At 73.5% G+C, this 19,594-nt stretch carries 14 protein-coding genes; 11 read left to right on the forward strand and 3 right to left on the reverse strand.

The annotated features are described in order from the left end of the window. Positions 1-21: 21 nt before the first annotated feature. The gene (locus D2L64_RS04150; protein WP_119573268.1) at positions 22-4,602 is read right to left on the reverse strand and encodes an ATP-dependent helicase; all 4,581 of its coding nucleotides are present in this window, start codon (positions 4,600-4,602) and stop codon (positions 22-24) included. A 172-nt stretch (positions 4,603-4,774) separates the two neighbouring features. On the opposite strand from D2L64_RS04150, the gene D2L64_RS04155 reads away from it, so the two are divergent. The 10 genes from D2L64_RS04155 to D2L64_RS04200 all read left to right on the forward strand — a co-directional run bounded on the left by D2L64_RS04155 (position 4,775) and on the right by D2L64_RS04200 (position 16,214). After that, the gene (locus D2L64_RS04155) at positions 4,775-5,146 is read left to right on the forward strand and encodes a hypothetical protein (RefSeq protein ID WP_119573270.1); all 372 of its coding nucleotides are present in this window, start codon (positions 4,775-4,777) and stop codon (positions 5,144-5,146) included. Between the two features lie 1,167 nt (positions 5,147-6,313). Further along, complete coding sequence (locus D2L64_RS04160; protein ID WP_119573272.1) at positions 6,314-9,154, forward strand: Na+/H+ antiporter subunit A; 2,841 nt, start codon at positions 6,314-6,316, stop codon at positions 9,152-9,154. Beyond that, a complete protein-coding gene (locus D2L64_RS04165) occupies positions 9,151-9,624 on the forward strand; it encodes a Na(+)/H(+) antiporter subunit C (RefSeq protein ID WP_119573274.1) in 474 nt (157 codons plus the stop codon). Before D2L64_RS04160 ends, D2L64_RS04165 begins: the two co-directional genes overlap by 4 nt. A 34-nt stretch (positions 9,625-9,658) precedes the next feature. Beyond that, positions 9,659-11,161: a Na+/H+ antiporter subunit D gene (locus D2L64_RS04170; protein WP_119573471.1), complete on the forward strand. Its 1,503-nt coding sequence runs from the start codon at positions 9,659-9,661 to the stop codon at positions 11,159-11,161. Between the two features lie 25 nt (positions 11,162-11,186). Then, a complete protein-coding gene (locus tag D2L64_RS04175; RefSeq protein WP_119573276.1) occupies positions 11,187-11,867 on the forward strand; it encodes a Na+/H+ antiporter subunit E in 681 nt (226 codons plus the stop codon). Further along, on the forward strand, positions 11,864-12,127 hold the full coding sequence (locus D2L64_RS04180) for a monovalent cation/H+ antiporter complex subunit F (RefSeq protein ID WP_119573278.1): 264 nt from the start codon (positions 11,864-11,866) through the stop codon (positions 12,125-12,127). The genes D2L64_RS04175 and D2L64_RS04180 overlap by 4 nt, the downstream gene beginning before the upstream one ends. Next, the gene (gene mnhG / locus D2L64_RS04185) at positions 12,124-12,606 is read left to right on the forward strand and encodes a monovalent cation/H(+) antiporter subunit G (protein WP_407663052.1); all 483 of its coding nucleotides are present in this window, start codon (positions 12,124-12,126) and stop codon (positions 12,604-12,606) included. The genes D2L64_RS04180 and mnhG overlap by 4 nt, the downstream gene beginning before the upstream one ends. A 256-nt stretch (positions 12,607-12,862) precedes the next feature. Continuing rightward, positions 12,863-14,212, forward strand: a complete 1,350-nt coding sequence (locus D2L64_RS04190; RefSeq protein ID WP_119573280.1) for a hemolysin family protein — start codon at positions 12,863-12,865, stop codon at positions 14,210-14,212. After that, positions 14,209-15,276 carry a hemolysin family protein gene (locus D2L64_RS04195; RefSeq protein ID WP_119573282.1) on the forward strand — a complete coding sequence of 356 codons (1,068 nt, stop codon included), beginning with the start codon at positions 14,209-14,211 and terminating at the stop codon, positions 15,274-15,276. Before D2L64_RS04190 ends, D2L64_RS04195 begins: the two co-directional genes overlap by 4 nt. 11 nt (positions 15,277-15,287) lie before the next feature. Beyond that, complete coding sequence (locus D2L64_RS04200) at positions 15,288-16,214, forward strand: sporulation protein (protein ID WP_119573284.1); 927 nt, start codon at positions 15,288-15,290, stop codon at positions 16,212-16,214. A 64-nt stretch (positions 16,215-16,278) separates the two neighbouring features. Here D2L64_RS04200 and leuE read toward each other — a convergent pair whose 3' ends face one another. Further along, complete coding sequence (leuE, locus tag D2L64_RS04205; protein ID WP_119573286.1) at positions 16,279-16,941, reverse strand: leucine efflux protein LeuE; 663 nt, start codon at positions 16,939-16,941, stop codon at positions 16,279-16,281. Further along, positions 16,938-18,182, reverse strand: a complete 1,245-nt coding sequence (locus D2L64_RS04210) for a bifunctional pyridoxamine 5'-phosphate oxidase family protein/GNAT family N-acetyltransferase (RefSeq protein WP_119573288.1) — start codon at positions 18,180-18,182, stop codon at positions 16,938-16,940. The genes leuE and D2L64_RS04210 overlap by 4 nt, the downstream gene beginning before the upstream one ends. A gap of 34 nt (positions 18,183-18,216) precedes the next feature. Here D2L64_RS04210 and D2L64_RS04215 point away from each other — a divergent pair, with 34 nt between their 5' ends. Then, positions 18,217-19,557 carry an aminotransferase class I/II-fold pyridoxal phosphate-dependent enzyme gene (locus D2L64_RS04215; protein WP_119573290.1) on the forward strand — a complete coding sequence of 447 codons (1,341 nt, stop codon included), beginning with the start codon at positions 18,217-18,219 and terminating at the stop codon, positions 19,555-19,557. Positions 19,558-19,594 lie beyond the last annotated feature (37 nt).

A 19,594-nucleotide genomic window follows, 5' to 3' on the forward strand; every position in this document is an offset into this window, starting at 1 on the left:
GCGCGGCGGTTGGGCGGCGGTTCAGGCACGTAGCCGCAGGCCGCGCGGGGTGGCACGGAATCCGGCGGCGGTGAGCGCGTCGCGCAGCGGGGACGAACCCACCGCCTCGCCGTCGGCGCGCTCCACCGAGATCGGCCCCAACGCGCCGGACCCGACCGCGCCGGCCAGTGCCTTGCCGGCGGCGGCCAACGCGTCGACGTCGTCGGTGAAGGAGAGGATCGTGCGCCCGCCCCGCTCCACGTACAGCACCAGGTCACCGGCGACAAGTACGACCAGGGCGCCGGCCTTGCGGCCGGCGCGGTGACCGGTGGCCGGCGGCGCCGCGTCACCGGAGTCGACCACCCGCTCCGGCCAGGGCAGCGCCGCACCGTACGGGTTCGCCGGGTCGGTGGCGGCCAGCACCAGGGCCGGGCCGCCCCGGGTGGGCCCGGTGCCCAGCGGCTCGGCCAGGGCGCGGATCCGGTCGACCGCGCCGGGCACCGCGAACTGCGCCGCGCCCAGTCCGTCGACGAAGTAGCCGCGCCGGGCCGCGCCACGTTCCTCCAACGCGGCCAGCACCGGATAGACCGCGGCGAAGCCCCCGGTCACCTGCTCCGCCACGACCGCGCCCCGGGTGAGCACCCCGTGACGCTCCAACAAGACGTCGGCCAGGGCGGCGGCCCGCCGGGTCGGGTCGGTGTCCCGCTCCGGCAGTCGGGACCAGCGGCCGGCCACCGTGGGCGGCCCATTGCGGCTGGGCAGGGCCACCCGACCCGGCCGCCGGTAGCGGCTGCGCGCCACAGCCGAGCGGGCCCGGTGCGCGCCACCGCCGCCGAGCACCGTACGCAACGGGGCCAGGGTGTCGTTGGTCAGGTGCCCGGCCCAGACCAGATCCCAGACGACCGTGGTCAGCTCGGCGTCGTCGGTGGCGCCGACCCGGTCGGCCAGGGCCCGGAAGAACAGTGCCTGCCCGTCGCCGAGGGCGTCGAGCACCGCGTCGTGCCGGGGCGTGCGGGCCAGCGCGTCGTCCGGCGGCGGCAGCAGCAGCGGTGCCACGTCGGCGTACGCGAGGCTGACCCAGCCGTCCCCGCCGGAGATCGCACCCGCACCGGCCCACACCACCTCGCCGCTGGCACACAGCTCGTCGAGCAACGCGGGGGAGTAGTCGGCCACCCGGGCCGGCAGCACCAGCCGTTCCAGCGCCGACGCCGGCACCGACGCGCCCTGCAACTGCTCGACGGCGGCGGCCACCGCCTCCACCCCCCGCGCCGCGGAGCCGACCTGCTGCCAGCGGGGCAGGAAGGTGGCCAGCGTCCGGGGCGGCACCGGTTCGATCTCCCGGCGCAGTGCGGCCAGCGACCGGCGGCGCAGCAGGCGCAACACCTCCGCGTCGCACCACTGGGTGCCGACCGCGTCCGGGGTGAACTCGCCGGAGACCACCCGTCCGGTGGCGGCCAGCCGGCGCAGCGCCTGCTCCACCACGAAGACCCCCAACCCGAACCGGGCCGCGCAGCCGGCCGCCGCGAACGGGGCGTGGGTACGCGCGTACCGGGCGACCAGGTCACCGAGCGGATCGGCGCCCGGTGCGAGGTACGCCTCGGCGACCCCCACCGGCAGCGCCACCCCGAGCGCGTCCCGCAGCCGCCCGGCGTCCTCCACCCCCACCCAGCGGTCCTGCCCGGCGATGCGGACCCGCAGTACCCGGCGGGTGGCCGCCAGCTCCGTCAGCCACCCGTCGGGCACCCCACGCTCGGCCAACTCGTCGGTGCTCAGGTCGCCGAGCTGGCGCAGCAGCTCGACCACGTCCTCGGCGTCGCGGGGGCGGCGCTGCGGGGTCAGCCAACGCAGTTGCCGCTCGGTCTCGGCGAGCACCGCCGGGTCGAGCAACTCGCGCAGGTCGACGCGGCCGAGTAGCTCGCCGAGCAGGGCCGAATCCAGCGCGAGTGCCGCGGCCCGGCGCTCGGCGAGCGGGGCGTCGCCCTCGTAGAGGAACGCACCGACGTAGCCGAAGAGCAGGGAGCGGGCGAACGGTGACGGTCGGGGCGTCTCCACCTCGACCAGCCGGACCCGACGGCCGGCGAGGTCGCGCATCACCTGGACCAGGGCGGGCACGTCGAAGACGTCCTGGAGACACTCCCGGGCCGCCTCCAGGGTGACCGGGAAGTCGGCGTACTCGCGGGCCACGTCGAGCAGTTGGGCGGCACGTTGCCGTTGCTGCCACAGCGGCTGGCGGCGGCGCGGGTCGCGGCGGGGCAGCAGCAGCGACCGTGCGGCACACTCGCGGAACCGGGCCGCGAACAGTGCCGACGTGCCGACCGACTCCTCCACCAGCTGGGCGATCTCGTCCGGGTCGAAGGCGACGACGTCGGCGCCGGGTGGGCTCTCGGCGGTGTCCGGCAGGCGTACGACGATGCCGTCGTCGGCGGGCAGCACCTGCGCGTCGACGCCGTGCCGTTCGGCGAGGCGCCGGCCGATGGCCAGCGCCCAGGGTGCGTTCACCCGGGCGCCGAGGACGCTGTGCACGGCCAGCCGCCAGTCACCCAGCTCGTCGCGGAACCGCTCGACCACCACCGTCCGGTCGTCCGGCAGCGACCGGGTCACCGCCTGCTGCTCGCGCAGGTACGCCAGCAGGTTGCCGGCGGCCCAGTCGTCCAGCCCGGCGGTCCGCAACGTGGCGGTGGCCGTCGCGTCGTCCTGCCGCAGCAGCGTGCGGACCCGGGCCCCGATCGCCCGGCCCAGCTCCACCGGTCGGCCCGGTTGGTCGCCCTTCCAGAACGGCATCTTGGCGGCCTGCCCGGGGGCGGGGGAGACCAGTACCCGGTCCGGGGTGATCTCCTCGATCCGCCAGGACGACGAGCCGAGCAGGAACACGTCGCCGACCCGGGACTCGTAGACCATCTCCTCGTCCAGTTCACCGACGCGGGCGGCGCGTTCCGCCCCGGCCAGGAAGACCCCGAACAGGCCCCGGTCCGGGATGGTGCCGCCGCTGGTCACCGCGAGTCGCTGCGCGCCGGGGCGGCCGGTCAGTACGTCGGTGGCGCGATCCCACACCAGCCGGGGACGCAGTTCCGCGAAGGCGGTCGACGGGTAGCGCCCGGAGAGCATGTCCAGCACGGCGTGCAGCGCCGAGTCGGGCAGCTCGGCGAAGGGCGCCGCCCGGCGGACCACCGCCGCCAGGTCGCCGACCCGCCACTGGTCCAGCGCGACCATCGCGACGACCTGCTGGGCCAGTACGTCCAACGGGTTGCGGGGGTGGTGCAGCTCCTCGATCGCGGCGTCGCTCATCCGCTCCGCCACCACGGCGCAGGAGAGCAGGTCGCCGCGGTGTTTGGGCAGCACCACCCCACGGGACACCGCGCCGACCTGGTGCCCGGCCCGGCCGACGCGTTGCAGGCCGGCGGCCACGCTGGGCGGCGCCTCGATCTGTACCACCAGGTCGACCGCGCCCATGTCGATGCCGAGTTCGAGGCTGGAGGTGGCGACCACGGCGGGCAGCTGACCGGCCTTGAGCGACTCCTCGATGTGCCGCCGTTCCTCCCGCGAGACGCTGCCGTGGTGCGCCCGGGCGATCACCGGTGGGGCGCCCGAGACCGCCCCGGCCTGCGCCATCATCTCCGCGGGTGTCCGGGCCGGTCGGGTGACCGACGCGGTCGCCTGCTCGGGCGTCGTCTCCTCGGCGGCGAGTTCGTTGAGCCGAGCGCAGAGCCGTTCCGCGCTGCGCCGGGAGTTGGTGAAGACGATGGTCGAGCGGTGGGCCCGGATCAGCGCGTAGACCCGTTCCTCCACCGCCGGCCAGATCGACGCCGTACGCGGGCCGGCGAGATCGTCCAGCGGTGCCTCCTGCTCGTCGAGGCGGGTCATGTCCTCCACCGGCACCTGGACGCTGACCTCGATCGTCTTGGCGGTGGCCGGTGCGACCACGTCGACCGGCCGGGCGCCGCCGAGGAACCGGGCGCACTCGTCGACCGGCCGGACCGTCGCGGAGAGGCCGATCCGCTGCGCCGGGGCGGGCAGCAGCTCGTCGAGGCGTTCCAGGGAGAGCGCGAGGTGGGCACCGCGCTTGGTGCCGGCCACCGCGTGCACCTCGTCGACGATCACCGTCTGGACGCCGCGCAGCGAGTCGCGGGCGGCCGAGGTGAGCAGCAGGAACAGTGACTCCGGGGTGGTGATGAGCACATCCGGCGGGGTACGCGCGAAGGCCCGCCGCTCGTCGGCCGGCGTGTCACCGGTACGCATCCCGACGGTGATGTCCGGCGGGGTGAGCCCGAGCCGGGTGGCGGCCTGCCGGATGCCCGCGAGCGGGGCACGCAGGTTACGTTCGACGTCGACCGCGAGCGCCTTGAGTGGGCTGACGTAGAGCACCCGGCACCGGTGCCGGGCGTCGGCCGGGGCCGGCTCACGGGCGAGGCGGTCCAGTGACCAGAGGAAGGCGGCCAGGGTCTTGCCCGAACCGGTCGGCGCCACGACCAGGGCGTGGCGCCCGGCGGCGACCGCCGCCCAGGCACCGACCTGCGCCGCCGTCGGCGCGGCGAACGCCGCGCCGAACCACTCCCGGGTCGCCGTGCCGAAGCGGGAGAGCACCGCCGCACCCGAGCCTCCGATGGAATCCGCCACGCCCCCCATCCTGCCTGCGGGTACCGACACCCGCCGACGCTGGACCGTACGGTTGTGTACGAGTTAAGACGCTCGCGGCTATTTGACTGTTCAATCCGTTAAGTCTCACTTAACTGCTTGATTGCAGCAGGCAACATAAAGTAACTTCACTCGCGGCGTGGTGAGCGGTGGAGGGGATCGGATGGCCGTCGAGGAGCGGAACTCTGGGTCCAACTGCGACGTCCTGATCCGCAAGGTCGACAGTCACGTCGCCACCCTCCGTGCCGGCCTGCACGGCGCGGACCTGGAACTGGCCGAACGGCTCGCCGGTTGCCTGCGGGAACTGGTCCTCGTCACCGCCCAGGCCAGCGCCGCCGACCGGGCGCAGGTACGGGTTGCCGTGCACTACTTCGTGCTACGCCGGGAGAGCCGCGGCCGGCTACTCTCCGTCCGCTCCCTGGCCGCCGCCCAGCGGCTGGTCAACAAGGCGGCCGGACGGCTCGGTCGCCCCGACCTGATGGTCGAGAGCCGCCCCGTACGCGACGCCGACGCTCCCAGCCCTTCGCGCACCTGATCCACCACTCACGGCCGCCTCCTGCTCCACCGTTCACGGCCGCCTCCTGCTCCACCGTTCACGGCCCGTCTCCTGCTCCACCGTTCGCGGCCGCCTCCCGCCCCGCCCCATTTCCTCGCGATGGGCTCCGGTTCCGCTGTTCGCGATCCGCTTCCGCCCCGTCCCGCGGTTGGCGGTGCTTGCGGTGGCCCTGCCTTCGTCCAGTGGTTCGCGGCGCGCCCTGCCCTCGTCCCGTTGTTCGCGGCATACCCTGCCCCGCCCGGCTGTTCGCGGCGCTTGAGGTGGCCCCGCCCTGTGTCATTGGTTCGCGGCGTGCCCTGCCCCACAGGTTCGTGGGGTATCAGCCTCTGCGCGGTACTTCGCCTCGCCCAGGCTGGCACCGCGCCGGCAAGGTCACGCTCGATCCGGGATCGAGTGTTTTCCGAGCGCGGTTGAGGCCCCTCGATCCCGGATCGAGCGTGACCTTGAGCAGGGGCAGCCGCCATCCCGCATCGTCCGGCGGCAGAGCGGGCGGCAAGGGGCAGGGCGAGCCGACCCACCTCGGCGCGCGGCAACGCGGCAGGGCGAGCCGTCCGCCCTCGCGATCTTGCGCTTCCCGTCGCAAGTTTGGTATGAGAAGCGGCTTTTATCCCGTCCAATACTGCAAGATCGCGGGGTCGGGCGTGGGGCGGTGCGGGTGCGGGTGCGGGTGCGGGTGCGGGGCGGCGTGGCACGGGGTGGCGCGGGGCGGCGTGGCACGGGGTGGCGCGGGGCGGCGTGGCGCGTGGGGTGGGGCGTGGGATGGAGCACGCATGGGGTGGCGTGGGCGGGGCGTGGGGTGGAGCACGCACGGGGCGGCGTGGGGTGGAGCACGCATGGGGCGGCGTGGGCGTGGGGCGGAGCACGCACGGGGTGGCGTGGCGCGGGGGGCGGGGCGTGAGGTGGAGCACGCACAGGTGGCGTGGGGCGGGGCGGGGTGGAGCACGCACGGGGTGGCGTGGGGGCGTGGCGTGGGGTGGAGCACGCACGGGGTGGCGTGGGGCGGGGCGTGGGGTGGGGGCGCCTAGACGCCAGATATGGGTATTTCTCGGGAAACTGGCGGCATTGGGGGCCGGAGTGCCGTTTGATCGCTTCTAGGCGCCAAGCACGCGGAACGGGCGCCGCGGCCACCTCGACCGGGGAGCGCGCGTGCTGGTACTGCTGATCCTGCACCTCGTGGCGGCCCTCGTGGCACCGCTGCTGGTGCGTTGGTGGGGTCCGCGTGCCTGCTACCCGTTGGCGCTCGCACCCGCCGCCGCGTTCGGCTGGGCGGTGCTGCGTACGCCGGACGTGGCCCAGGGCGGCGCGGTCGCCGAGACGTACCCGTGGATCTCGCAGCTGGGGCTGGACCTGGCGTTGCGGACGACCACGCTGTCCTGGCTGTTGACCCTGCTCGTCGGCGGCGTCGGCGCGCTGGTGCTGGTCTACAGCGCGCGGTACTTCCCGCCCGACGCCGCCGGGATGGCCCGGTACGCCGGGGTGATGGTCGGCTTCGCCGGGGCGATGCTCGGGCTGGTCTTCGCCGACGACCTGCTGCTGCTCTACGTCTGCTGGGAGTTGACCACGGTCTTCTCGTACCTGCTGATCGGGCACAGTACCGAGCGGCGGTCGGCCCGCTGGGCCGCGGCCCAGGCGTTGATCGTGACCACCCTCGGCGGCCTGGCCATGCTGGTGGGGTTCATCATGCTCGGCCACCACGCCGGCACCTACCGCTGGTCCGAACTGGCCGAACGGCCGCTGCCCGGCGGGCCGTACCTGGTCGTGGCGGTGTTGCTGATTCTGCTCGGTGCGTTGTCCAAGTCGGCGTTGCTGCCGTTCACCTCGTGGCTGCCGGTGGCGATGGCGGCGCCGACGCCGGTCAGCGCGTACCTGCACGCGGCGGCGATGGTGAAGGCCGGTATCTACCTGCTCGGCCTGCTCGCCCCGATGCTCGCCGTGGTCGGCCCCTGGCGGCCGGTGGTGCTGGTCGCCGGGCTGGTCACCATGGTGCTGGGTGGCTGGGCGGCGCTGCGCCAGACCGACCTGAAGCTGCTGCTCGCCTACGGTACGGTCAGCCAGCTCGGGCTGCTGGCGGTGGCCGTCGGGGTCGGTACCGCCGACGCCGCGCTGGCCGGCGTGGCGATGTTGCTCGCCCACGCCCTGTTCAAGTCGGCGCTGTTCCTGGTGGTCGGCGTCATCGACCATGGTGCCGGTACCCGCGACCTGCGGAAACTGTCCGGGCTGTGGCGCGACTCGCCGTTCCTGGCCGGGGTGGCGGTGCTCGCCGCCGCGTCCATGGCCGGCCTGCCACCGCTGGTCGGTTTCGTCGCCAAGGAGGCGGTGTTCGCCGCCTTCACCGACCGGCCGCTGGTCCTCGCGGTGCTGGTCGTCGGCACCGTGCTGACGGTGGCCTACAGCATCCGGTTCGTCTGGGGTGCGTTCGGCGCCCGCCCCGGGGTGGCGCCGACCAGACTGCGCCGGGTGGCGCTACCGATGCTGGTGCCGCCGACGGTGCTGGCCGGTGCCGGGTTGGTCGCCGGTACGGCGGCGGGAGCGCTGGACAACCTCCTGCACCCGTACGCCGAACTCTTCGGCACGGTCGACGCGCACCTGGCGCTCTGGCCCGGTCTGCACCTTCCGCTCGGCCTGTCCGGGGTGACCCTGGTCGGGGGTGCCGTGCTGTTCGCGCTGCGCGGCCCGCTCGCCCCGGCGCTGGCAAGGGTGCGCTCGCCGGTGACCGGCCAGCAGGGGTACGAGTGGATCACCCATCGCTTCGACCGGACCGCGGTGGACGTCACCAGCGTCACCCAGCGGGGCTCGCTGCCGCAGTACCTCGGCCTCATCCTGGTGGTGCTCTCCACCGTGCCCGGCGGGGTACTGCTGGTGATCCGGCCCTGGGCGCACTCGATCGACCTGTGGTCGAGCCCGGTGCAGCCGGTGGTGCTGGTGGTCATCGCCGGTGGCGCCCTGCTCGCGGTGGGGGCCCGCCGCCGGCTGACCGCCATGCTGCTGGTCGGGATGACCGGCTACGGCACCGCGATGCTGTTCGTGCTGCACGGGGCGCCGGATCTGGCGCTGACCCAGTTCCTGGTGGAGACCGTGACCATCGCGATCTTCGTACTGGTGCTGCGGCGCCTGCCGGAGCGGTTCTCGGTACGCCCGTTGCGCAGTAGCCGCTGGATCCGCCGCATGATCGGGTTGACGGTCGGGTTGACGGTCGCCGGCCTCGCCGTGGCCGCCACCTCGGCCCGGCAGGCACCCAGCATCTCCGAACGGTTCCCGAGCCTGGCCGTCGAGCAGGGCCACGGCCGCAACGTGGTGAACGTGACGCTCGTCGACATCCGGGCCTGGGACACCCTGGGGGAGTTGGCGGTGCTGGTGGTGGCCGCCACCGGGGTGGCCAGCCTGGTCTTCCAGCAGTCCCGGACCGGGCCGCGACCGCGCCGGCTGGAGGCCGATCGGGGTGAGCCGGTCGCCGGCCGGCGGGTGTGGCTGCGGGGCGGCGCCACCCTGCGCGAACGGAACCGGTCGATCGTGCTGGAGGTGGTCACCCGGTTGATCTTCCACACCGCGGTGCTCTTCTCGCTCTACCTGCTCTTCTCCGGTCACAACGCGCCCGGCGGCGGGTTCGCTGGCGGGCTGGTGGCCGGCCTCGCGCTCACCATGCGGTACCTCGCGGGTGGCCGGTACGAGCTGGCCGAGGCCGCGCCGGTGGGTGCCGGCACGGTGCTCGGCGCCGGCCTGGCGTTGGCGGTCGGCGGTGCGGTGGCGTCCCTGCTGGCCGGTGGCGCCGCGCTGGAAAGCGTCAAGGTCGACCTGTGGCTGCCGGTGGTCGGCGACTTCTACCTGATCACCTCGCTCTTCTTCGACGTCGGTGTCTACCTCGTGGTGATCGGGCTGGCGCTGGACGTGCTGCGCAGCCTCGGCGCCGAGGTGGACCGGAACATCGAGGCCGCCGGTCGCGGGGCGCAGGGGGGGCTCGCCGTGGAACGCCGTGGGGGGTCCCGATGAGAGAGTCCGGCGCCAACCTGGTGTCCTTCGTCGCGATCGGCGTGCTCGTCGGCTGTGGGGTGAGCCTGCTGCTGGAACGCAGCCTGACCCGGATCCTGCTCGGCGTCATCCTGGTCGGCAACGGCGTCAACCTTCTGATCATCTTCGGCGGGCGGTCCGGCGGCCCGCCGGTGGTCGGTGTCACCGACCCGGCGGAGATGAGCGACGCCCTGCCCCAGGCCATGGTGCTCACCGCCATCGTGATCACCCTCGGGTTCACCGCGTTCCTGCTGGCCATCAGCTATCGCAGCTGGTTCCTGACCGGCGACGACGAGGTGCCCGACGACATCGAGGACCAGCGGATCGTGCGCCGCGCCGCGCGTAAGGAGATCTCCGCCTCCGACCTGGGCAGCGAGCCACCGGAGGACGACCCCGAGCAGGTCGACACGCCGGCGCCCTGGCAGCGGTGGCGCGGGAAGGGGCCCCGATGAGCCGGTACGCGCGCCGCCCGCAGCGGGGGTGGCGATGACCGCACTCGTCCCGCTGCCGGTGCTGCTGCCGTTGTTGGGTGCGGCCCTGACGCTGCTGCTGGTGAACCGTCCACTGCCGCAGCGGTTGGTCAGCGTGAGCTGCCTGGCCGCCACCCTGGTGGTGGCGTCGGTGCTGCTGGTGCAGGCGTACCGGCACGGGCCGCTGGTGGTCCAGATCGGCGCGTGGCCCGCGCCGGTCGGCATCGTGCTGGTCGCCGACCAGTTGGCCGCGTTGATGCTGGTGGTCTCCTCGGCGGTGACCCTCTGCGTGCTGCTCTACTCGATCGGGCAGGGGCAGGGGGAGACCGGCGAGAGCGCGCCGCTGGCCATCTTCCACCCCACCTACCTGGTGCTGACCGCCGGCGTGACCAACGCCTTCCTCGCCGGTGACCTGTTCAACCTCTTCGTCGGCTTCGAGATGCTGCTCGCCGCGAGCTTCGTCCTGATCACCCTGAACGGCACCCCGCTGCGGATCCGTACCGGCTCGACGTACGTGGTGGTCAACGTACTGGCCTCGATGATCTTCCTGATCTCGGTGGGCCTGGTGTACGCGGCGACCGGCACCCTCAACCTGGCGCACCTCGCCGCGCGGCTCGACGCGCTGCCCGACGGCGTACGGCTGAGCCTGCAGCTGATGCTGTTGCTGGCCTTCGGCATCAAGGCGGCGGTCTTCCCGCTCTCGGCCTGGCTGCCGGACAGCTACCCGACCGCACCGGCCCCGGTCACCGCCGTCTTCGCCGGTCTGCTCACCAAGGTCGGCGTGTACGCGATCATCCGGACCCAGACCCTGCTCTTCCCCGGCGAGCAGGCCGGCACGCTGCTGCTGGTGGTGGCGGGACTGACCATGCTGGTCGGCATCCTCGGCGCGGTGGCCCAGTCGGACATGAAGCGGCTGCTGTCGTTCACCCTGGTCAGCCACATCGGCTACATGATCTTCGGGGTGGGGCTCAGCACGGTCGCCGGGCTCGTCGGCGCGATCTTCTACGTGGTGCACCACATCACCATCCAGACCACCCTCTTCCTGGTGGCCGGCCTGGTCGAACAGCGCACCGGCAGCACCGACCTCCGTCGGCTCGGCGGGCTGGCCCGCCTGACGCCGCTGCTCGGGGTGCTCTTCTTCGTCTCGGCGATGAACCTCGCCGGCATCCCGCCGTTCTCCGGTTTCCTCGGCAAGCTCGGCCTGCTCCAGGCCGGCGTGGCCGCCGGTGGCGCGCTGGCCTGGACGCTGGTGGCGGTCGGCACCCTGACCAGCCTGCTCACCCTCTACGTCGCCAGCCGGGCGTGGAGCATGGTCTTCTGGCGTACGCCCTGCCAGACGGTGCCGTCGACCGCGCCGCTGCCGGCGTTGACTGTCGGCGCCACCACCGTCCTGGTCATTCTCGGGGTCGGCCTGACCGTGGTGGCCGGTCCGTTGTTCGACGTGACCACCGGCGCCGCGATCGACCTGCGCGACCGTACCCCGTACATCCACGCCGTACTGCCGGGCGGACCGCCGTGACCGGCGCCGAACTGGGCGGGCCGCCGTGACCGGCGCGGACCCCGGCGCCGACGTGGCGGTCGAGCCCGGCCGGCGGGTCCGGGACCGGCTGGGCCGGTGGCGCGACCAGGCGATCGCGCTCGGCTGGCTGGTGCTGGTCTGGAACCTGCTCTGGGGCGACTTCAGCTGGGCGAACCTGTTCGGTGGGTTGGCGGTGGCCACGGTGGTGCTGCTGTTCTTCCCGCTTCCACCGGTCTCCTTCAGTGGTCGGCTGCGCCCACGTGGACTGCTGGTGTTCGCCGCGAGCTTCGTCGTCGAGCTGGTCCGGGCCAGTGCACATGTGGCCCGGATCGCGGTGCAGCCCGGCTACGTCCCCCGGTCGGCCATCGTCGCGGTGCGGTTGCGGGTACGCACCGACCTCAACCTGGCGCTGACCGCCGAGGCGCTCTCGTTGGTGCCGGGCACGTTGATCGTCGAGGTGGACCGGGCCAGCGCGACGCTCTACGTGCACGTGCTCGACGTACGCCGACCGAGCGACCTCGCCGACGCCCGCGACCAGGTACGCGAGGTGGAACGTCGGATCATCTCGGCGGTCGGCTCGGCGGCCGAGGTACGCCGGCTCAACGCCGATCCCGCCCAGCGGGCCGACCGGCCCGATCCCGCCGGCCCCGCCGATCCCGCCGATCCCGCCGGCCCCGCCGGTCCCGCCGACAAGGAGTCCTCGTGAGCGTCGTCCTGATCGCCGTCCTGGCCGGCCTGCTGTCGGTGACCGCCCTGCTCGCCCTCACCCGGCTCTACCGCGGCCCGTCGCTGCTGGACCGGGTGATCGCCGCCGACATGCTGCTGGCCACCATGGTCGGCGCGGTGGGCGCGGAGGCGGCGATCAACCGGCACGCGACCACGCTGCCGGTGCTGGTGGTGCTCGCCCTGCTCGGCTTCGTCGGTTCGGTCTCCCTGGTCCGCTTCGCCGTCCGGGAACGGCCGTGACCCCGGCCGCCGCCGACCGGCTCGGTGTTCTGACCCCGGCCGCCGCCGACCTGCTCGGCGGGGTGGCCTCGGCCGCCGACCTGCTCGGCGGGGTGACGCTGGGCGACGTGGCCGACTGGCTGGGTGCGGCCAGTCTGGTCGCCGGTGCGCTGCTGAGCCTGGCCGCCGCGATCGGGGTGTTGCGCTTCCCGGACGCGCCGACCCGGATGCACGCGGCGACGAAGCCGCAGGTCCTCGGGGTGCTGCTGCTGTTGCTCGGGGTGTCGCTGCGGCTGCGTACCCTCTCCGACATCGGCATGATCGCGCTGATCGCCCTCTTCCAACTGGCCACCGCACCGGTCGCCGCCCAGATGATCGGACGGGCCGCGTACCGCACCGGGCGGCTGGACCGACAGCTGCTCGAAGCGGACGATCTGGCCGACCGCCCGCCGACCGCTCGTGATCTTGGTGTGGCGCGGGCGGAGGGGGCGGAGTCGTGATCGACGCGCGCACCGTCAGTCCGGGTCGGGTCGCCGTCGTCGCCGCCGGGTTTCGCGGTCGGTACGCCCGCCCGGAGGGCTCGCCACGCACCACCACCTCGGGTCGGGGGTGCCTCGCCGCATGCCGCCGGTGGCGGCGGCCGGACCGGTAGAATGACGGCATGATCGACTCTTCTGCCCAGGAGGGCAGCAGTAGCCAGCCGGGTAAGCCCCGGCATCCATACGACCCGACGGCCCCGGGAGCCCTGAGCGTCCCGTGTTGATCTTCGTCGGTCTTACTCTGATCATCGTTCTGACCGTCGCGACGGGCTACTTCGTCGCGCAGGAGTTCGGCTACGTCGCCGTCGACCGGGGCAAGCTCAAGCAGCGCGCCGTCGAGGGCGACCAGGCCTCCGCCCGAGCCCTGGAAGTCACCGCGCGGCTGTCGTTCATGCTCTCCGGTGCCCAGCTCGGCATCACCGTCACCACCCTGCTGGTCGGTTACATGGCCGAGCCCTACCTCGGCGCCGGCCTGGCCGAGCTGTTCGGCGTCTCCGGCGTACCCACCTCGGTCAGCCTGCCGCTGTCGGTGGCGCTGGCTCTGGTGATCGCCACCATCGTGCAGATGGTGCTGGGCGAGCTGGCGCCGAAGAACCTAGCCATCGCCCGGCCCGAGCCGGTCGCCCGGGCCCTGGCTCGATCCACCCTGATGTACCTGGCCGTCGCCGGTCCACTGATCAAGCTGTTCGACCGGGCCGCGGTGCGGCTGTTGCGCCGGGTCGGCATCGAGCCGATCGAGGAACTGCCCAGCGGCGCCACCCCGGAGGATCTGGAACAGATCATCGCCGAGTCCCGGCTCGAGGGGCACCTCGACGCCGAGATGTCCGCGCTGCTCGACCGGGGGCTCGACTTCCGGCAGCTGACCGCCGGCGAGGCCATGGTGCCGCGGGTCGACGTGCACACGGTACGGGCCGACGAGAACGTCAGCCGGGTGGTCGAGCTGCTCGAAACCGGCCGGTCCCGGTTCCCGGTCCGCGGTGCGGAGGGCGTCGACGACCTGGTCGGCGTGATCGGCATCGCCGACGTACTGCGGGTACCCCCGGCGCGGCGCGCCACCACCCCGGTCAGCGCGGTGGCCGGCCCACCGTTGCTGGTGCCGGAGACGCTGCCGCTGCCGACGGTGCTGGACCGGCTCCGCTCCGGGCACCGTCAGCTGGCCTGCGTGGTCGACGAGTACGGCGGCTTCGCCGGCGTGATCACGTTGGAGGACATCGCCGAGGAACTGGTCGGCCCGATCCGCGACGAGGACGACCCGCCCGAGCGGGCACCCGCGCGGCAGGAGGACGGCTCGTGGGTGGTGCCGGCCCGCTGGCGGATCGACGAGGTCGCCGACAGCACCGGCATCTCCCTGCCCGAACACCCCGAGTACGACACCCTCTCCGGGCTGGTCATGCGGGAGCTGGGCCGGGTGCCCGAGGTCGGCGACCGGCTGGAGATCAACCTGCCGGTGGACGGCGACAACGGCCGGGTCGCGCCGCGAGCCCTCGTCGAGGTGCTCGCCGTCGACCGGCACGTGGCCGACTCGGTACGTCTGCAGCTCGCCCGTGGCCACGAGGTGACCGCATGAGCACCGGATTCGCGCTGATCACCTCGGTGGTCCTGCTGGCGCTCAACGGCTTCTTCGTCGCCGCCGAGTTCGCCCTGGTGGCGAGCAAGCGGTACCGCCTGGAACAGGCGGCGGCCAGCGGCGGTCGGGCGGCCAAGGCGGCCCTCGACGGTGTCCGCGAGCTGTCGTTGATGCTGGCCGGCGCGCAGCTCGGCATCACGCTGTGCACGCTCGGCCTCGGTGCGCTGGCCGAACCGGCGATCGAACGGCTGATCAGCCCGCTGCTGCACGCCGTCGGCCTGCCGTACGGCGCCAGTCACGTGGTCGCGCTGATCTTCGCGCTGAGCCTGGTCACCTTCCTGCACCTGGTGGTCGGCGAGATGGCCCCGAAGTCCTGGGCGATCACCCACCCGGAGCGTTCCGCGCTGCTGCTGGCCCTGCCGTTCCGGGCCTTCGCCCGGGTGGCCCGGCCGGTGCTGTCGGTGCTCAACGCGGTCGCCAACGCGTTGCTGCGGCTGGTGAAGGTCAACCCGCAGGACCAGTTGGCCCAGGTGCACGGCCCGGACGAGCTGCGGATGCTGCTGGAGCAGTCCCGCGAACACGGCCTGCTCGGTGCCGCCCAGCACGAACTGCTGACCAGCATGCTGGAGTTGCAGGGGACCACGGTCGCGCAGGTGATGGAGCCGTTCGACCGGATGGTGACGGTGCGCCGGGACGACCCGGTGGACCGGATCGAGCAGGTCAGCCGGGACAGCGGCCGGTCGCGGCTGGCGGTGCTGGACACTGCCGGTGACGTCTGCGGCCTGGTCCACGTACGGGAGGCGGTGCGGGCCACCGCGGTCCGGCCGGACGCCACCGCGGCGGATCTGATGAACGACGCGATCACCCTGCCGGACACCGCGACGGTCACCGAGGCGGTGGCCGCGATGCGGGCCCGCCAGTCCCAGCTGGCCCTGGTCCGCAACGGCGGCGGCCCGACCCGACCGGTCGGCTTCGTCGCGCTGGAGGACCTGCTGGAGGAGGTCATCGGGGAGTTCGACGACGAGACGGATCCAATTCCGCGCGCGGTGCGCCGACTCAGGTAGGAGCGACACGGGTGCGGCTGACGGGGGTGTCACCGGAGTCGGGCGGTACGGGCCTGACGGTGCAGACCGCGCTGGCCAATCCCAGCACCCGCCCCGGGCTACGACTGCCGGGGCGGGTGAACCTGATCGCCGGTTCCGTGGACGTTCCGGTCTACCACGTCCGGCTCGGCCTGGTCAGCACGGTCGAGTCGGACGATCCGGAGGCGCCCCGGCGGTTGTTGCAGTTCCACTCGGCGCAGGTCGCCGGCCCGCTGGTGCTGCGGGCGGGCCGGGCCCGGTCGATCCCGTTCGAGTTCCCGTTGCCCTGGGAGACCCCGCTGACCACGCTCGGCGGCGTACCGCTGCTCAGTCTGCGGATGGGGTTGCGTACCGAGGTGGCGATCGAACCGGCGGTGGACCAGGGCGCCATGGTGCCGGTCTTCGTCCACCCGCTGCCCACCCAGCAACACGTGCTCGCCGCCCTGGACACCCTCGGCTTCAGCGCGCGCCAGTCCGGCCTGGTCGACGGCCGGCTGCCCGGGGTGGCGCAGACGCTGCCCGTGCACCAGCGGTGGGGTTTCTGGGTCGGCCCGCTCTACGCCGGGCCGATCACCGAGCTTGAGGTGATCTTCGTGACCGACTCCGCCGGCCTGGAGGTGATCCTCTGGTGCGACCGGCGGCTGGCGCTGGCCGGCATCACGCACACCAGCATCAGCCGGTTCCGGATCTGGCACGTCGGCGCCGAACGGCGGGACTGGGTGGCCACCGTGGACGGCTGGCTGCGCGAGACGATCAACCGGCACGCCGCCGCGGCGGCCCACGCCGACTGGTCGGCCACCATCACCGAGTCGGCCCACGTCAGCCGCCCGCCGGACGAGCCGATCCCGCCCGGCTTCGGACTGGGCGGCACGGCCGGCGGCGCGGGCGTCGGCGGCGGTGGTGGCGGCGACGGCACCTGACGGTCGCCCGGTGGCGGCGACGGCATCCGACCGTCGCCGGCCGGCCGGTGATCCTCCCGGGCGTTCAGCCGGCGGCGAGCTTGAGGCCGAAGCCGAGGAAGAGCGCACCGACGGCGGTGGTCGCGCCGGCCGCCAGCCGCCGACGACGGCGGAACTGGACGGCCAGGAAGGTGCCCGTGAAGATCAACGCAGTTAGGTAGAGCAGGCTGGTCACCTGGGCGATCAGGCCGAGCAGCAGGAACGACAGCGCCGGCCAGGGGTACGTCGGGTCGACGAACTGGATGAAGAACGAGACGAAGAACAGGATCGCCTTCGGGTTGAGCAGGCTGATCATCATGGCCTTGCGGAACGGGCTGCGCATCTCCGCCGGCTGCGCGGCGTCGATCAGTCGCGGGGTGTCCGGGTCGTTGCGGTCCCGCCAGCGCCGCCAGGCTCCCCGCAGCATGGTCAACCCGACATAGCCCAGGTACGCCGCACCCGCGTACTTGATCACGAGGAAGGCCGGTGGGTACGCCTTGAGCAGCGATGCCACTCCGGCGGCGGAGAGGAACATCAGCACGGCGTCGCCGACGAGCACGCCGCCGGCCGCCCGGTAGCCGGTGCCCACCCCGCGCCGGGCGGCGGTGGAGAGTACGAACAGCGAGTTCGGTCCGGGTAGCAGGATGATGGCCACGGTGCCCAGCACGTACGTCCAGATGTCGGTGATCCCCAGCACGCTGGACATCATGGCGCCACGGGTGCCTGCGCGCGAAGCCTTTCCCGCAGCCTGACCTGTGCGTTCGGCCACTCGTCGATGGTCATCGAGTACTGCACGGTGTCCCGCCACGAGCCGTCCGGGCGCAGCCGGTGCATCCGCAGCACCCCTTCCCGGGTGGCGCCGAGTCGTTCGATGGCCCGCTGCGACCGCTCGTTGCGGATGTCGGTGTGCCAGGCCACCCGGACCGCCCCCAGCTCGCCGAAGGCGCGGTCGAGCAGCAGCAGCTTGGCCTCGGTGTTGATGCCGGTACGCCACCACGGTCGGCCGAGGAAGGTGTACCCGATGGTCACCGACCGCCGCTCGGGGTCGATCTCGTAGTACGAGGTGCTGCCGACCACCGCGCCGGTCACCGCGCACCGCTGCACCCAGGGCACCTGCTCGCCCCGGTGCCCGGCGGCCAGGTAGCCCCGGACGATCGCGGCCAGGGCGGCCACGTCGGTCGGCTGACGGGTGCCGAAGTGCCGCCACACCTCGGGATCGGCGGTGGCGGCGAACAACTCCTCGGCGTGCGTGAGGTCCAGCGGTTCCAGCAGCACGTGCGTGCCGCGCAGCGGAACCGGCTCGTGCCACGGCGTGCGGGCCGGCCGCAGGTACGCCGGCACGGGCACGGCGACGCCGTCGTCCGGCTCGGGCAGCCCGGCGGTCGCCCGCAGCGGCACCACTCCGGCCCAGTGTGGCAGCGCGTGGTCGGCCGGCTCGTCGGCGACGCCACCGGCGCGGGCGCGTACCGACACCTCGACCAGGGGCAGCGCCAGTACGGCGGTCTCGGCCAGTTCCCGCCGGTTCGGCGGGCGGCTGTCCGCGGCCCGGCCCGCGCCGACCTTCTCCACCAGGGCGGTGAGGGCGTCGGTCTTCTCGGCCTCGTCGGTGACCAGCCGGGCGGTGCCGTGCGCGATCACCGACCGGTAGTTGGCGCTGTGGTGGAACTGCGAGCGGGCGTAGACCAGCCCGTCGAGCAGGGTGACCGTCACACAGACCGGCAACCCGTCGCCCCGGGCGGCCAGCAGCGGCCGGCTTCCGGTGGAGCCGTGCAGGTAGAGCGTGTCGCCGACGCGGACGTGCAGGGTGGGCAGCACCCGTGGCGCACCGTCCACGGTGAACCCGAGCGCGCAGTGGTACGCCTCGTCGAGCACGGCGTGTGCGGCGTCCCGGTCGTAGCTCATCCGGTCCCGGGAGCGGCTGGCGGTGGTGCGGGCGGTTGGCGCGTACATGCTCCCACCTTCGTGCTAGTACAATCTTCTGTTTGTGTCAGCACGCTATCAGGTAACCGGTGCGACGGCCGCCGAGATCTCGGCCAGCATCGAATCGGGCATCCGCCACGCCGCCCTCACCCCCGGCGACCCCCTGCCACCGGTCCGGGCCCTCGCCACCGAACTGGCCGTCAGTCCGGCCACCGTCGCCCGCGCCTACGCCGAACTACGCCAACGCGGCCTGGTCGTCACCGCCGGCCGGCACGGCACCCGGGTACGACCACGCCCACCCGTCGCCGCCCGCCGCGCGGCGCTGCGCCCGCCACCCGCCCCCGGCCTGCGGGACCTGTCCCGTGGCGAACCCGACCCACGGCTGTTGCCGCCGCTGGGCCCGCACCTGGCCCGGCTGGCCGCAGCCGTCGGTCAGCCGGTCGGCTACCCCGACGTCGGGGTACTGCCGGAGGTCGCCGAGGCGGCCCGGACGCGACTGGCCGCCGACGGGGTGCCACCGGCGGAGGTCACGCTCACCGGTGGCGCTCTCGACGGCATCGAACGCCTGCTCGGCGCACACCTGCGCCCCGGTGACCCGGTCGCCGTGGAGGATCCGGGCTGGGCCAGCCTGCTCGACCTGATCGCGGCACTGGGGCTGCGGCCGATCGGCGTACCGGTCGACGACGACGGGCCCACGGTCGACGGGGTGGCCGCCGCCCTCGCCGCCGGAGCGCGGGCGCTGGTGGTGACCAGCCGGGCGCAGAACCCTACCGGCGCGGCCCTCTCCGCCGACCGGGCCGCCGCGCTGCGTGCCCTGCTCGCCGGGTACGCCGACCTGCTGCTGATCGAGGACGACCACGCGGCCGAGTTGGCCCGCGTACCGCTGCACCCGCTGGCCGGCGCCACCACGAGTTGGGCCTTCCTGCGCTCGGTGAGCAAGCCGTTCGGCCCCGACCTGCGACTGGCCGTGCTGGCCGGCGACGAGATCACCGTCGCCCGGGTGGCCGGCCGGGCCCGGGTCGGCGCCGGATGGGTCTCCACCGTGCTGCAACGCCTCGTCCTCTCGCTGTGGCAGGACCCGGCGGTGGCCACCCTGATCGAGCGGGCCGCCGACAGCTACGAACGACGGCGGACCGGGCTGGTCGCCGCCCTGGCCGACCGGGGTCTGCCCGCCCACGGGCGCAGCGGCATCAACGTGTGGCTACCGGTGACCGACGAGACCGTCGCCTCGACCGTGCTGCGGGACGCCGGGTGGCTGGCCGCCCCCGGCTCGCTCTACCGCATCGCCGGGCCGCCCGCGCTGCGGCTCACCGTCAGTGCCCTTGGCGAGGCCGAGCTGCCCGGGTTGGCCGACGCGCTGGCCCGCGCGGCCCGCCCCGCCCCACCCACCGGTTTCAGCGCGTGAGCACTGTCAGGTTCCGGAAGTGGAGATCCTCCGGCTC

The organism is Micromonospora radicis, from assembly GCF_003583405.1.
Classification (GTDB): Bacteria; Actinomycetota; Actinomycetes; order Mycobacteriales; family Micromonosporaceae; genus Micromonospora; species Micromonospora radicis.